Annotated in this window: 10 protein-coding genes and 1 pseudogene; 5 read left to right on the top strand and 6 right to left on the bottom strand. The window is 70.3% G+C overall.

Annotated elements, in window-relative coordinates:
• Positions 1-16: 16 nt before the first annotated feature.
• Positions 17-835, bottom strand: coding sequence for an Rv3235 family protein (locus ACWIHT_RS24600; RefSeq protein ID WP_456170359.1), 819 nt, complete (start codon positions 833-835; stop codon positions 17-19).
• Between the two features lie 333 nt (positions 836-1,168).
• Between ACWIHT_RS24600 and ACWIHT_RS24595 the strand changes: the two genes are divergently transcribed.
• Positions 1,169-1,684 (top strand): DUF6912 family protein, encoded by a 516-nt coding sequence (locus tag ACWIHT_RS24595; RefSeq protein ID WP_262061146.1) that lies wholly within the window; start codon positions 1,169-1,171, stop codon positions 1,682-1,684.
• Between the two features lie 97 nt (positions 1,685-1,781).
• The gene (locus ACWIHT_RS24590; RefSeq protein ID WP_456170357.1) at positions 1,782-2,447 is read left to right on the top strand and encodes an HAD family hydrolase; all 666 of its coding nucleotides are present in this window, start codon (positions 1,782-1,784) and stop codon (positions 2,445-2,447) included.
• 23 nt (positions 2,448-2,470) lie between these two features.
• Here the strand turns inward: ACWIHT_RS24590 and ACWIHT_RS24585 are convergent, their stop codons facing one another.
• The gene (locus tag ACWIHT_RS24585; RefSeq protein WP_456170355.1) at positions 2,471-3,037 is read right to left on the bottom strand and encodes a DJ-1/PfpI family protein; all 567 of its coding nucleotides are present in this window, start codon (positions 3,035-3,037) and stop codon (positions 2,471-2,473) included.
• 646 nt (positions 3,038-3,683) lie between these two features.
• Between ACWIHT_RS24585 and ACWIHT_RS24580 the strand changes: the two genes are divergently transcribed.
• Both ACWIHT_RS24580 and ACWIHT_RS24575 read left to right on the top strand, forming a co-directional pair.
• A complete protein-coding gene (locus ACWIHT_RS24580; RefSeq protein ID WP_456170353.1) occupies positions 3,684-8,615 on the top strand; it encodes an NAD-glutamate dehydrogenase in 4,932 nt (1,643 codons plus the stop codon).
• 156 nt (positions 8,616-8,771) lie between these two features.
• A complete protein-coding gene (locus ACWIHT_RS24575; RefSeq protein WP_456170352.1) occupies positions 8,772-9,239 on the top strand; it encodes a GtrA family protein in 468 nt (155 codons plus the stop codon).
• Here the strand turns inward: ACWIHT_RS24575 and ACWIHT_RS24570 are convergent.
• Together ACWIHT_RS24570 and ACWIHT_RS24565 are read right to left on the bottom strand one after the other, a co-directional pair.
• Positions 9,236-10,096 carry an ABC transporter ATP-binding protein gene (locus ACWIHT_RS24570; protein ID WP_456170351.1) on the bottom strand — a complete coding sequence of 287 codons (861 nt, stop codon included), beginning with the start codon at positions 10,094-10,096 and terminating at the stop codon, positions 9,236-9,238. The two genes, ACWIHT_RS24575 and ACWIHT_RS24570, sit on opposite strands and share 4 nt — an antisense overlap.
• The gene (locus ACWIHT_RS24565; protein ID WP_456170350.1) at positions 10,089-11,006 is read right to left on the bottom strand and encodes an ABC transporter permease; all 918 of its coding nucleotides are present in this window, start codon (positions 11,004-11,006) and stop codon (positions 10,089-10,091) included. Before ACWIHT_RS24565 ends, ACWIHT_RS24570 begins: the two co-directional genes overlap by 8 nt.
• 578 nt (positions 11,007-11,584) lie before the next feature.
• Between ACWIHT_RS24565 and ACWIHT_RS24560 the strand changes: the two genes are divergently transcribed.
• Positions 11,585-12,211, top strand: a complete 627-nt coding sequence (locus tag ACWIHT_RS24560) for a TetR/AcrR family transcriptional regulator (RefSeq protein WP_262061139.1) — start codon at positions 11,585-11,587, stop codon at positions 12,209-12,211.
• Positions 12,212-12,315: 104 nt separating this feature from the next.
• Here ACWIHT_RS24560 and ACWIHT_RS24555 read toward each other — a convergent pair.
• Both ACWIHT_RS24555 and galE read right to left on the bottom strand, forming a co-directional pair.
• Positions 12,316-13,241: pseudogene (locus tag ACWIHT_RS24555) on the bottom strand (ADP-ribosylglycohydrolase family protein).
• Positions 13,241-14,221, bottom strand: a complete 981-nt coding sequence (galE, locus tag ACWIHT_RS24550; protein ID WP_456170349.1) for a UDP-glucose 4-epimerase GalE — start codon at positions 14,219-14,221, stop codon at positions 13,241-13,243. Before galE ends, ACWIHT_RS24555 begins: the two are co-directional and overlap by 1 nt.
• Positions 14,222-14,265 lie beyond the last annotated feature (44 nt).

Genomic DNA, 14,265 nt, shown 5'->3' with positions numbered 1-14,265 from the left:
GCCGCGCGGGCCCCCGTCAGTCGTCGTCCGGCGTGTGCGGGGCGCGCGGACCGCCCAGTTCCACCGCCGTGCAGCGCCAGCGGAGGTCCGTGCCCCGTTCCAGCCGGAAGGCCATCGCCCGTACCTGCTCACCGGCGCTGATCCGGGCGAAGGCCTCCACGGCGCCGGGGCGGGCGACGTAGTAGCCGATGTCGCGGACCACCGGGCGGGTGCCCCGGGTGGCACGCAGGGGACCGTGTTCGGCGAGCCGGATCAGCTCGTCGTAGGCGCGGCCGGCGGTGTGCCGCAGCATCCAGTGGACGGGCCGCTGGCCGCTCAGCACGGCGAGGAGACGGTCGGCGAAGACGTCGGTGGGGCGGGGCTGCGGAACGCGGCCGGGGGCGGCCTGGGCGGGCACGGTGCGGGGTGCGGCCCGGTCCGTAGCGGGAGCTGAGGTGGTTGGGGCTGTGCCGCGACCTGGCGCCGGTGCGAGAGCCGTCGAGGCCACGCCCCGGCCGGACGCGCCTGTGGGTGTCGTACGGGCTGCGCCCCGGCCCGCTGAGCCCGCCGTCGGCGTACGAGGGCTGCGGCCCGGAGCGGCCGGTGGGCGGCTGTCCCCGGGGGCCGTGCGGGCCGCGCTGAGGCCTGCCGTCGCGGCGGCGGCAGTGCGGGTCACCTCGGTTCCGGGCGTCGTGAGAAGCGAGTCCCCGGCGGTGTCGGACGTGATCGGCAGGGCCTCGCCGGTCGTCGTACGGGACGTGCCCCCGCCCTGTCCGCGCGGCGCTGCCGTACCCGGGCGGCGCGGGTCGCGGCGGGTCGGGGGGCGGGTCGGGGTGTGCTGGGCGGTCCTGGTCATGACCTTGTGCATGGGGGTCCCCGTGTGGTCGGCCCGGAATGTACCGGGAAGTAACTTGCTGGTTGGGGATCTTGTACGGGGCCGGGGGCGAGGACGGCAAGCACGTGGCGGGGCGCGTCGGAGGGGCCGTATTGTTCACTTATCCGAGTGATTGCGGGGCCCTGAAGCCCATCGGCGCAGGGGTGCCCCGGGTGAATTTCCGGCGTGGGGTGGACGCCTCCAGTGGTGCGGGTGGGGACTCGATGGGGGACGCGCGCACGTATCCTGGAGGCCCTCCCGGAGGCATGGCACCGTCCTCCGCGAGGCACTCTCCGACTACGAAAGCGGCCAGCCATGCGCGTCTACGTCCCCCTGACCCTCCCCGGTCTCGCCGAGGCGTACAAGACGGGTGAGCTGGGGACGGGACCCTTCGTCGCGTACGCCGTCACACCCGCGCTGCGCGAGTGGTATCTCTCCGACGACATCGAGGAGTTGGAGTACGCGGCGCTGAACCGGGCCGCGCTGGCCTCGCTGCGGCTGCTGGCGGCCGACGCCGACGCACCGCGACGGCGGGTCGTGGTCGCCGTCGACGTACCCGACGGCGCGGCGCACGCCGACCCCGACCGCGGACTCGAACCGGCGGCGCTCGGCGAGGTGCGGGTCACCGGAACCGTGGCGCTGGCCAGGGCGGCGGCCGTGCACGTAGATCTGGGCGACGCGGAGAACGACGTGAGTGCCGCCGCCGACGCGCTCCCGGCGGCGGATCGCGGGGACGACGACGCGCAGTTCGTCGTGGACGGGGCCGAGGACCACGAGCTGCTCTGGTACGCGACGCAGGAGATCCCGAACCTCGTCGGGCTGGCGGACTGAGCCCGTCCAGCGTCCTTTCGGCGGCGGTCAGCCGGCCGAATATGGCCGCTGAGCTGCGGTTCTCTTGATTGTCAGTGGCGGCGGGTACGTTTTTGGCATGGGGATGCAAGCAAACGCGCACATCGTCTGGGACTGGAACGGCACGCTGTTCCACGACAATGACGCGATCATCGGGGCGACCAACGCGGCCTTCGCCGAGCTCGGGCTCAAGGCGATCACGATGGAGGAGTACCGGACGCTGTACTGCGTGCCGGTGCCGAAGTTCTACGAGCGGCTGCTCGGGCGGCTGCCCACCGACGCCGAGTGGGAGGTCATGGACGACACCTTCCACCGGTACTACGCCGAGCACCGGGTCGTCTGCGGTCTGACCGAGGGTGCGGCGGACCTGCTCGCGGGATGGCGGACCGCGGGTCGCAGTCAGTCGATCCTCAGCATGTACGTCCATGACGAACTCGTCCCGCTGGTGCGGGAGTTCGGGATAGAACCGCACTTCATACGGGTCGACGGGCGCACCGGGCCCTCCGGCGGCAGCAAGGCCGAGCACATGGTGCGGCACCTCGGGGCGCTGGCCGACGTGGACCCCGAGCGCACCGTGGTGATAGGCGACGCGGCCGACGACGCCGTGGCCGCCCTGCACGTGGGCGCGCGGGCCGTGCTGTACACCGGCGGTTCGCACAGCCGGGCCAGCCTCGAAGTGGTCGGCGTGCCCGTGGTGGACTCGCTGGCGGAGGCCGTCGCGGAGGCGGAGCGGCTGGCGGCGTAAGGAGGCTTGCGCAGCCTCCGAGATCACGTCACCGGCGCCTTCGTCCGCAGCACCGTGAGGAACTCCCGCATCCAGCTGGAGTGATCCGGCCAGGCGCGGGCAGAGACCAGCGTGCCGTCGACGACCGTCTCGGCGTCCTGGAAGGTCGCGCCCGCGGACTGCATGTCGAGTTCGAGGGCGGGGTACGCCGTGACGCGCCGGCCGCGCAGGCCGTCGATCGCGGCGGTGAGCAGGGGGCCGTGGCAGATCTGGGCCACGGGCTTGTCCGTGTCGAAGAAGGACTTGAGGATCTTGCGGAGTTCGGGATCATTGCGGAGGTACTCGGGGGCCCGGCCACCGGGGATGACGAGGGCCGCGTACTGGCCGGGATCGACCTCGGAGAAGGCGAGATCGGCGGGCCAGGTGTAGCCGGGCTTCTCGGTGTAGGTGTCGAAGCCGGGTTCGAAGTCGTGGACGACGAACTGGAGCTTCTTGCGCTCGGGGGCCGCGATATGGACCTCGTAGCCCTCCTCGCGCAGGCGCTGGTAGGGGTAGAGGACCTCCAGCGACTCCGCTGCGTCGCCGGTGACGATGAGGATCTTCGCTGTCATGTCGGTGCGCTCCTCGGTGGCTGTGACTGGGGCTGGGGCTGCGGGGACGTAGCCGTGACGCGCGTCCGCGTTGCGCGTCCGCGCCGGGTGTCATGGGCAACGTGCCGCGTGCCGGAGTGCTTGCCAAGGGCCCTCGCCGCGCGGACCTCCGTCACCGTCCCGACTGCCCTTGAATACGACGATTTCACTCTCTACGCCCCTGTGCATAACGTCAAAGTTCCACCCTCTGATTTGTACACAACCGGCTCGTGACGAGCCCCCGGTGAGGAGCGATAGCCTTGTGGCGTGATCAGCGCGATATTTCGCGGGGGCATCGTCGCCCCTGCTCCGCGCCCGGCGACCACGGACGACATCCGTGACCGGGCGGCGGTCGCTGGTCCCAGGGCCTGTCCCACAGGTCCGCGCGGGCGGGACGGAGCTCCAAGGGCTCCCAGGACGCCGTGCACACCCCGGGTACCGGCGCGGCAGAGAGCAGCGTCACACCCTTCGGGCGTGCCGAAAATGGCTGATAACCCACCGCTCATCTCACCTTGCGGCATAGCGTCTGAGCAGACCGGACACCCCGGGCCGTGGCGTCGAGCCGCAGGGGAAGACATCGAACTTCCTTCTACGTCACGCAACGGCGCGCGACAGGAGCCAGAGGACAATGCAGACCAAGCTGGACGAAGCCAAGGCCGAGCTGCTCGAACGGGCTGCCCGGGTAGCTGAGAACAGCCCGGTCGGGGGGCACCTACCGACCGGGAAGACGGACGAGAGCACCCCGGACCGGGACACCGTGCTCGCGTTCCTCCAGCGCTACTACCTGCACACCGCCCCGGAGGACCTCGCCGACCGCGACCCGGTCGATGTCTTCGGCGCGGCCTACTCCCACTACCGGCTGGCCGAGACCCGTCCCCAGGGCACGGCCAACGTTCGGGTCCACACCCCGACGGTCGAGGAGAACGGCTGGACGTGCAGCCACACCGTCGTCGAGGTCGTCACCGACGACATGCCCTTCCTCGTCGACTCGGTGACCAACGAACTGACCCGCCAGGGCCGCGGCATCCACGTCGTGATCCACCCGCAGGTCGTCGTCCGCCGCGACCTCACCGGCAAGCTCATCGAGGTGCTCACCACCCCGCCCACCGGCGAGCTGCCGCACGACGCGCACACCGAATCCTGGATCCACGTCCAGATCGACCGCGAGACCGACCGCGCCGACCTCAAGCAGATCACCGCCGATCTGCTGCGCGTCCTGTCCGACGTCCGCGAGGCCGTCGAGGACTGGGAGAAGATGCGCGACCTGGCGCTGCGGATGGCCGACGAGCTGCCCGCCGAGCCGACCGCCTCCGACCTGCCCTCCAACGAGGTCGGCGAGGCCCGCGAGCTGCTGCGCTGGCTGGCCGCCGACCACTTCACCTTCCTCGGCTACCGCGAGTACCAGCTCCGCGAGGACGACTCGCTGGCCGCGGTCCCCGGCACCGGCCTCGGCATCCTGCGCTCCGACCCGCAGCACGCGGGCGAGGACCACCACCCGGTGAGCCCGTCCTTCGAGCGGCTCCCGGCCGACGCCCGCGCCAAGGCCCGCGAGCACAAGCTCCTGGTCCTGACGAAGGCCAACAGCCGCTCCACGGTGCACCGTCCGTCGTACCTCGACTACGTGGGCGTGAAGAAGTTCGACGAGAACGGCGAGGTCGTCGGCGAGCGCCGCTTCCTGGGCCTGTTCTCCTCCGCCGCCTACACCGAGTCCGTCCGCCGGGTTCCCGTGATCCGGCGCACGGTCGACGAGGTGCTGGAGGGCGCCGGCTTCTCGCCCAACAGCCACGACGGGCGCGACCTGCTCCAGATCCTGGAGACGTACCCGCGCGACGAGCTGTTCCAGACCCCGGTCGACGAACTCCGCTCGATCGTCACGTCCGTGCTCTACCTCCAGGAACGCCGGCGGCTGCGCCTCTACCTGCGCCAGGACGAGTACGGCCGCTACTACTCGGCCCTCGTCTACCTCCCGCGCGACCGCTACACCACCGGCGTACGCCTCCGAATCATCGACATCCTTAAAGAAGAGCTCGACGGCACCAGCGTCGACTTCACCGCGTGGAACACCGAGTCGATCCTCTCCCGGCTGCACTTCGTGGTCCGCGTCCCGCAGGGCACCGAACTGCCCGAGCTGTCCGACGCCGACAAGGACCGCATCGAGGCCCGCCTCGTGGAGGCCGCCCGCTCCTGGGCCGACGGCTTCGGCGAGGCGCTGAACGCCGAGTGCGGCGAGGAGCGCGCCGCCGAACTCCTGCGCAGCTACGGCAACGCCTTCCCCGAGGGCTACAAGGCCGACCACACCCCGCGCGCCGCCGTCGCCGACCTGGTCCACCTCGAACAGCTCACCGAGGAGCAGGCGTTCGCGCTCAGCCTCTACGAGCCGGTGGGCGCCGCCCCCGACGAGCGCCGCTTCAAGATCTACCGCAAGGGCGAGTCGGTCTCCCTCTCCGCCGTGCTGCCGGTCCTCAGCCGCCTCGGCGTCGAGGTCGTCGACGAGCGGCCGTACGAACTGCGCTGCTCGGACCGTACGACCGCGTGGATCTACGACTTCGGGCTGCGGATGCCCAAGTCGCAGAACGGCAACGGGGACTACCTCGGCGACGACGGCCGCGAGCGGTTCCAGGAGGCGTTCGCCGCGACCTGGACCGGACAGGCCGAGAACGACGGCTTCAACGCGCTGGTGCTGAGCGCCGGGATCGACTGGCGGCAGGCGATGGTGCTGCGGGCGTACGCCAAGTACCTGCGGCAGGCCGGTTCGACCTTCAGCCAGGACTACATGGAGGACACCCTCCGCAACAACGTCCACACCACCCGGCTGCTCGTCTCCCTGTTCGAGGCGCGGATGTCGCCGGACCGGCAGCGCGCCGGGCGCGAGATCGTCGACGCTCTCCTCGAAGAGGTCGACGCGGCCCTCGACCAGGTGGCCAGTCTCGACGAGGACCGCATCCTGCGGTCCTTCCTGACCGTCATCAAGGCGACCCTGCGTACCAACTTCTTCCAGGAAGCGCTCGGCGGGCACGCGCACGCGTACGTCTCGATGAAGTTCGACCCGCAGGCCATCCCGGACCTGCCCGCGCCGCGACCCGCGTACGAGATCTGGGTGTACTCGCCGCGCGTCGAGGGCGTGCACCTGCGCTTCGGCAAGGTCGCGCGCGGCGGGCTGCGCTGGTCGGACCGGCGCGAGGACTTCCGTACCGAGATCCTCGGCCTGGTCAAGGCGCAGATGGTGAAGAACACCGTCATCGTGCCGGTCGGCGCCAAGGGCGGCTTCGTCGCCAAGCAGCTGCCCGACCCGAGCGTGGACCGGGACGCGTGGCTGGCCGAGGGCATCGCCAGCTACAAGATGTTCATCTCGGCCCTGCTCGACATCACCGACAACCTGGTGGCCGGCGAGGTCGTCCCTCCGGCGGACGTCGTCCGGCACGACGAGGACGACACCTACCTGGTGGTCGCCGCCGACAAGGGCACCGCGACCTTCTCGGACATCGCCAACGGGGTCGCCGAGAGCTACAACTTCTGGTTGGGTGACGCGTTCGCCTCCGGCGGCAGCGCGGGCTACGACCACAAGAAGATGGGCATCACCGCGCGCGGTGCCTGGGAGTCCGTCAAGCGGCACTTCCGGGAGCTGGGCGTCGACACGCAGACCGAGGACTTCACGGTCGTGGGCGTCGGTGACATGTCCGGTGACGTGTTCGGCAACGGCATGCTGCTCAGCGAGCACATCCGCCTGGTCGCCGCCTTCGACCACCGGCACATCTTCCTCGACCCGACCCCGGACGCGGCCGTCTCGTACGCCGAGCGCCGCCGCATGTTCGAGCTGCCGCGTTCCAGCTGGGCCGACTACAACACCGAGCTGCTGTCGGCCGGCGGCGGGGTCTTCCCCCGTACGGCCAAGGCGATCCCGGTCAACGCCCACGTCCGCCAGGCCCTCGGCATCGAGGACAAGGTCGCCAAGATGACACCGGCCGACCTGATGAGGGCCATCCTCAAGTCACAGGTCGACCTCCTGTGGAACGGCGGCATCGGGACGTACGTCAAGGCCAGCACCGAGTCCCACGCGGACGTCGGCGACAAGGCCAACGACGCCATCCGCGTCGACGGCGCCGACCTGCGCGTCAAGGTCGTCGGCGAGGGCGGCAACCTGGGCCTGACCCAGCTCGGCCGGATCGAGTTCGCCCAGCAGGGCGGCAAGATCAACACCGATGCCATCGACAACAGCGCGGGCGTGGACACCTCCGACCACGAGGTGAACATCAAGATCCTGCTCAACGGCCTTGTCACCGAAGGTGACATGACCGTCAAGCAGCGCAACAAGATCCTCGCCGAGATGACCGACGAGGTCGGCGCGCTCGTCCTGCGCAACAACTACGCGCAGAACACCGCGATCGCCAACGCGCTCGCCCAGTCCAAGGACATGCTCCACGCCCAGCAGCGCTTCATGCGCACCCTGGTCCGCGAGGGCCACCTCGACCGGGCCCTGGAGTTCCTGCCCACCGACCGCCAGATCCGCGAACGCCTCGCCCAGGGACAGGGGTTGACCAGTCCCGAGACGGCCGTCCTGCTGGCGTACACGAAGATCACGGTCGCCGACGAGCTGCTGCACACCACGCTCCCCGACGACCCCTACCTGCGCACCCTGCTGCACGCCTACTTCCCGACCGCGCTGCGCGAGAAGTTCGCCGAGCAGATCGACACCCACGCGCTGCACCGCGAGATCGTCACCACGGTCCTCGTCAACGACACGGTCAACACCGGCGGCACGAGCTTCCTGCACCGCCTCCGCGAGGAGACCGGGGCCTCCCTGGAGGAGATCGTCCGGGCGCAGACCGCGGCCCGCGCGATCTTCCACGCCGCCGAGGTGTGGGACGGCGTCGAGGCCCTCGACAACACCGTCGAGGCCCCCGTCCAGACCCGCATCCGGCTGCACTCGCGCCGCCTGTGCGAGCGCGGCACCCGCTGGCTGCTCAACAACCGGCCGCAGCCGCTCCAACTCGCCGAGACCGTCGAGTTCTTCGGCGAGCGCGTCGAGCAAGTCTGGTCCCAGCTGCCGAAGTTGCTGCGCGGCGCGGACCTGGAGTGGTACCAGCAGATCTACGACGAGCTGACCGGCGCCGGCGTCCCCGCCGAACTCGCCACCCGCGTGGCCGGCTTCTCCTCCGCCTTCCCGGCGCTCGACATCGTCTCGGTGGCCGATCGCACGGGCAAGGACCCGATGGACGTCGCCGAGGTCTACTACGACCTCGCCGACCGCCTCCACATCACCCAACTCATGGACCGCATCATCGAGTTGCCCCGCGCGGACCGCTGGCAGTCCATGGCCCGCGCCTCCATCCGCGAGGACCTGTACGCGGCCCACGCGGCCCTGACCGCCGACATCCTGACGGCGGGCAACGGCACTTCGACCCCCGAACAGCGCTTCACCGCGTGGGAGCAGAAGAACACCGCGATCCTCGGCCGCGCCCGCACCACCCTGGACGAGATCCAGGGCTCGGAGATGTTCGACCTCGCCAACCTGTCGGTGGCGATGCGCACGATGCGCACACTGCTGCGCACGCACTCGTAGTCCCTACGACCGTCTCGTCGTAGTCCCTGCGAAGGGACCCGTAGTCCCTACGACGACACAGGCGCCCCGGGCCGCAATGGCTCGGGGCGCCTTTTCATGGGGTGCCTTAGGGGTACTCAGGGCGAGCGCTTACTCAGCCCCGCTAAGCCTGGTGATGTGACTCTGAACCTCACCGAGGAACGTGCGACCGCCGCCCCCGTGCGGCCGGTGCGCAAGGTCGTCCTGGAAGTCGTGAAATTCGGGATCGTCGGCGGCAGCGGCGTCCTGGTCAACTTTGCGGTCTTCAACGCCCTGCTGCACGGCCTGAGTTGGCCCGCGATGCTCGCGACCGTCCTGGCCAGCTGCGTCGCCATGGGCGCCAACTACCTCGGCTTCCGCTACTACACCTACCGCGACCGCGACGCCCCCGACGCCCGCCGCATCGCGCTGTTCTTCGCCTTCAGCGGCATCGGCGTCCTCATGGAGAGCGGACTCTTCTACGTCGGCTACCACGGCCTGGGCCTCCACGGTCCGCTCGGGGCGAATGCCGTGAAGGCCCTGTCGATCGTGCTCGCGTCCGCGTTCCGCTTCCTGGTCTACCGCACGTGGGTGTTCCAGGACGAGGATCTGCGGAAGGACCTCTAGGCGACCTTGTCGGCGGCCGGGGCCTTGGGCTTGTCGGCGCCACCCGTGAAGGCCTCGTACGCCTCCAGGACCTCCTCCGTCGGCCCGTCCATCCGCAGCTCACCGCGCTCCAGCCACAGCACGCGGTCGCAGGTGTCGCGGATCGACTTGTTGTTGTGGCTGACCAGGAAGACCGTGCCCGCGTGCTGCCGCAGCTCGCGGATCCGCTCCTCGGAACGCCGCTGGAACGACCGGTCACCCGTCGCCAGCGCCTCGTCGATCAGCAGCACGTCGTGGTCCTTGGCGGCGGCGATGGAGAACCGCAGCCGGGCGCCCATGCCGGAGGAGTACGTCCGCATGGGGAGCGTGATGAAGTCGCCCTTCTCGTTGATCCCGGAGAAGTCGACGATGCCCTGGTAGCGCTCCTTGACCTGTTCCCGGGACATGCCCATGGCGAGGCCGCCGAGGTAGACGTTGCGCTCGCCGGTCAGGTCGCCCATCAGCGCCGCGTTGACGCCGAGGAGGGAGGGCTGGCCGTGGGTGTAGATACGGCCGTTCTCGACCGGGAGCAGGCCGGCGACGGCCTTGAGGAGGGTCGACTTGCCGGAACCGTTGGTGCCGATCAGGCCGATCGCCTCGCCCTTGTAGGCGACGAACGACACCTTCTTGACCGCGTGCACCGTGCGTACGCCCGCGGCCTTCTCGGCCCTCTCGCGGCGCAGCATGCGGTTGAGGGCGGCGGTCGCGGTGCCGCGTCCGGAGCCGGTTCCGTTGACCCGGTAGATGATGTCGACGCCGTCGCAGACGACGGTCGGGATCGTGCTGTCGGCGGCCACGGGGGTCCGCTCGGTGTGGTACTCGATGGTCTGCTCAGCCACGGCCGTACGTCTCCTCAGCCTTCCAGAAGTAGATGAAGCCGCCGACGCCGGCGATCAGCGCCCAGCCCGTCGCCGCCGCCCACACGTGCGGGGGGAGCTGGCTGGCGTGGAAGCTGTCGATCAGCGCGTAGCGCATGAGGTCGATGTAGACGGCCGCCGGGTTGGTCTCCAGGGCGATCACCACGATGTGCGGCAGGTCGTCGGCCTTGGTCAGCTTGTCGATGCTCCACATGACACCGGACAGGTACATCCAGGTGCGCAGGATGAACGGCATCAGCTGGGCGATGTCCGGCGTCTTCGCGCCCATCCGCGCCATGACCATCGAGACGCCCGCGTTGAACGTGAACTGCAGGAACAGCGCGGGGATCACCAACAGCCAGGAGACGCTGATCGGCACGCCGAAGCAGATCAGGATGACGATGAGCGCGGCCATCGAGAACAGCAGCTGCTGGAGCTGCTGTAGCGCGAACGAGATCGGCAGCGCGGCCCGCGGGAAGTGCAGCGCCCTGACCAGGCCGAGATTGCCGGAGATCGCGCGGGTGCCCGCCATGATCGAGCTCTGCGTGAACGTCCAGATGAACACCCCCGTCACCAGGAACGGGATGTAGTCCGGCACATGCTTCTTGGTGCCCAGCAGCACACCGAAGATGAAGTAGTACACCGCCGCGTTCAACAGCGGCGTCATCACCTGCCAGACCTGGCCCAGTTTCGCCTGGCTGTACTGCGCGGTCAGCTTGGCGGTGGCGAACGCGGTGATGAAGTGGCGTCGCTCCCACAACTGCCGGACGTACTCGGTCAGAGAGGGGCGGGCGCCACTGACCGTGAGGCCGTGGCGGGCGGCGAGCGCCGCGAGGTCGTCTTCGTCGGCCGGGGCCGGCGAATGGGGCGGTGTGTGGAGGACCTGGCTCACATCCGCTGCTTTCGCTCGGGGGGAGGGGGTGCGCGCGTCCGGCTGCCGTGTTCCGTGGCCCGGCGTTTCCTTACGCTTCTCTTTACGTTCTCTTACGTCGGGACGGGACCGTATCGTCGCAACGTGAGCGTAGGCGGATTCGGCGTCGGAACGCAACCGTTTCGTCGTGACGGATGTGATCGGGCCGTTAGGTTCGCTGGGTTTGCGTCGGGACGGGGCTGTTGCGTCGATACGCGCTGGCGTTGGGGTGGGGGCGGGTGCGCCGTCGGGACGGAACGGGCGCGTCGTGGGGACGGGACGGGACGGGTGCGTCGCGACGACGGAACAGGCCCGTCGCGACGACAGGTCAGGCGCGTCGGGCGACGCGCCCGTCCCGTCCCCGCGTCGAACCGGTAGCGTCGCAACGCCCCGCCCGCCCCAGCCCCGCCCCCGCAACCGCCAGCCGACGGCAGCCCCCTCCCGTCACGACGAGTCCGTTTCGTCGCGATGTGCCCCACCCACGACGAAACCCCACCCGCGACGCGCCCCACCCGCGTCGGAACGCAACCGTTTCGTCGCAACGCCCCTATGCTTGAGCTATGACGACGAACGCCGACGAGCCCAAGACACGTCAGCGCCGCCGAACCCCCGCCGGGGCGGCCGTACTCCGCGAGGATGTGACCGAAGCCATTCGGGCGGCGGTCTTCGAGGAGTTGGCGGCGGTCGGGTATGCCCGGATGTCGATCGAAGGGATCGCGCGCCGCGCGGGGGTGGGCAAGACGGCGGTGTACCGCCGCTGGCGTTCGAAGCTGCACCTGGTGCTCGACGTAGTGTCGGCGATCGCGGTGATGGGGCTGCCGACGCCGGACACCGGTTCGCTGGAAGGTGACCTCCGGATGCTGTACGAGGTCACGTCACGGGCCCTCCGTCACCCCGTCGCCTCGCAGATCATCCCGGATCTCCAGGCCGAGGCGGCCCGGAACCCGGAGATCGCCGACGCGATGCAGAAGGCGTTGCGCGAGGGCCAGGAGGGTGTGGCCAGCAAGATCCTCGCGGCGGCCGAACACCGTGGTGAGATCCGCCCCGGCATGGACGAGGACCTGGCGCTGGACCTGATCTCCGGCCCCCTGTACTGGCGTGCCGTGGTGATTCGCAGCCCGAAGCTGCCGAAGGGATACCTGGGGGCGCTCGCCAGGGCCACCACAGAGGGCCTCAAGGCGCTGTAGGACGCCGCCGGACCTCCGCCACACCGCCTCCCGCCACCTGTCACCCGCACACCGCCCCGACGAGTCCGCAGGTCCGTAGGTCCGCGAGTCCGCAAGTCCGCGACTCACCCTCCCCGCCGGTCCAACCGCCGCGCCAGTCCCCGGAGTTCGCGCGCCCGCAGCACCCGCCCCCCCGAACCCCGGCAGCGGTACGCGCAGGGCCTCGCCCCAGTGCTCGGGGATCGCCGCGCTCCCGTACAGCGCCCCGGCGAGCCCGCCCGTCACGGCGGCGACGGTGTCCGTGTCGCCGCCGAGGTCGATCGCGGCGCGCAGGGCGTCCTCGTACGAAGAAGTCGTCCGCAGGGCCCAGACGGCGCCGTTGAACTCCGTTGCCAGGTCGGGGTGCCAGTCGCGGGAGAGGACGACGGCGTACCGCTCCCGGTTGCCGGGGTGGATGTATCCGAGGGTCTCCGCGACGGCGTCGAGCGGGTCGTCGCCCGCGAGCGCGACGCGCGCCAACTCGTGGAAGACGGCCGTGCCTTCCCAGGCCGCGCGGTCTCCGTGGGTGAGGGCGGAGATGCGGCGGGCGGCGTCCATCGTGGCGTCACGGTGCTCGCGCGCGAAGTACACCGACGACGGTGCGGCGCGCATCAACGCACCGTCCCTGGCACCCCGTTGGCTGGTCCGGAAGTGCAGGGCGGCGGCCAGGTCCCAGGGGGTCGCCGCTGCTCAGCACGGCCTCGGTCTGGAGGCCGATGTCCTTCGGGTCGGCGGCTGCCCACACCCGGAACCGCCCGAACATGTCCGGGAGTTGGAGCCCGTCGCACTCCAGCAGTGACTCCGCGACGAGTACGGCCATCTGCGTGTCGTCGGTGGCCTCGCCCGGGTCCCAGCCGCCGCCCCCGCACATCTCACCGCCGTCGCCAGGCGCCGGAAACCGGGCGGAGAAGGCGCCTTCGGGATCGAACTCGAAGGGTGCGTCCAGTGCGTCGCCGACGGCGGAGCCGAGGACGGCGCCCACGGCGCGTTCCGTCCGGGAGCGAGCACTCATCAGGACCGCGCGGCTCCCGGATGCAGCCGCACCCATCCCTCCCACGCCGACGCGATCATGTCCTGGACGTCGTGCTTGGCCTTCCAGCCCAGTTCGGTGGTGATGCGGTCGGCGGAGGCGACGACGCGGGCCGGGTCGCCGGGGCGGCGGGGATGGACGGTCGGGGGACGGTCGTAGCCGGTGATCGCGTTGATGCGGTCGATCATCTCGCGGACCGAAACGCCTTCCCCGCGGCCGATGTTGAGGGTGAGGGCGCGGCCGGGTGAGGCCTGGAGGGCGCGGGCCGCGGCGACATGGGCCTCGGCCAGGTCGACGACGTGGATGTAGTCGCGGACGCAGGTGCCGTCCGGGGTGGCGTAGTCGTCGCCGAAGATGCGCGGGGGCGCGTCCTCGGTGAGCCTCTCGAAGACCATGGGGACGAGGTTGAAGACACCGACGTCGGCGAGTTCGGGGGCGGCGGCGCCGGCGACGTTGAAGTAGCGCAGGGAGGCCGTGGACAGGCCGGTCGCGCGGCCCGTGGCGCGGACCAGCCACTCACCCGCCAGCTTCGTCTCGCCGTACGGCGACATCGGCACGCACGGCGTCTCCTCGGTGACCAGCTCCACGTCCGGCATGCCGTAGACGGCCGCAGAGGACGAGAACACGAAGGACGGGACGCCGGCCGTGGTCACCGCCTCCAGGAGGACGCGCAGGCCCTCGACGTTCTCCCGGTAGTAGCGCAGCGGCTGCTCGACCGACTCGCCGATCTGCTTCTTCGCCGCCAGGTGGACGACTCCGGTGACGTCCTGGTCGGCGAGGGTGCGGGCCACGAGTTCCGCGTCCAGCGTCGAACCCAGCACCACGGGCACATCGTCGGGCACGCGCGCGGCGATGCCGGTCGACAGGTCGTCGTAGACGACCACCTGTTCGCCCGCCTCGGTCATCGCCCTCACGACGTGCGCCCCGATGTAGCCGGCTCCGCCGGTGATCAGCCAGGTCATGTGCGGCAGTCCCCTCCATCACTGGACATAACTCGATGTCACTC

It is taken from the genome of Streptomyces sp. NPDC002276 (assembly GCF_053891435.1).
Note: the sequence above shows the minus strand (reverse complement) of the source record. Positions and strands in the feature narration are given on the sequence as shown.

Excerpts from the sequence above, each read along its gene's own strand:
- ACWIHT_RS24600 (WP_456170359.1), bottom strand. The coding sequence starts at position 835 with ATGACCAGGACCGCCCAGCACACCCCGACCCGCCCCCCGACCCGCCGC.
- ACWIHT_RS24595 (WP_262061146.1), top strand. The coding sequence starts at position 1,169 with ATGCGCGTCTACGTCCCCCTGACCCTCCCCGGTCTCGCCGAGGCGTAC.
- ACWIHT_RS24590 (WP_456170357.1), top strand. The coding sequence starts at position 1,782 with ATGGGGATGCAAGCAAACGCGCACATCGTCTGGGACTGGAACGGCACG.
- ACWIHT_RS24585 (WP_456170355.1), bottom strand. The coding sequence starts at position 3,037 with ATGACAGCGAAGATCCTCATCGTCACCGGCGACGCAGCGGAGTCGCTG.
- ACWIHT_RS24580 (WP_456170353.1), top strand. The coding sequence starts at position 3,684 with ATGCAGACCAAGCTGGACGAAGCCAAGGCCGAGCTGCTCGAACGGGCT.
- ACWIHT_RS24560 (WP_262061139.1), top strand. The coding sequence starts at position 11,585 with ATGACGACGAACGCCGACGAGCCCAAGACACGTCAGCGCCGCCGAACC.
- galE (WP_456170349.1), bottom strand. The coding sequence starts at position 14,221 with ATGACCTGGCTGATCACCGGCGGAGCCGGCTACATCGGGGCGCACGTC.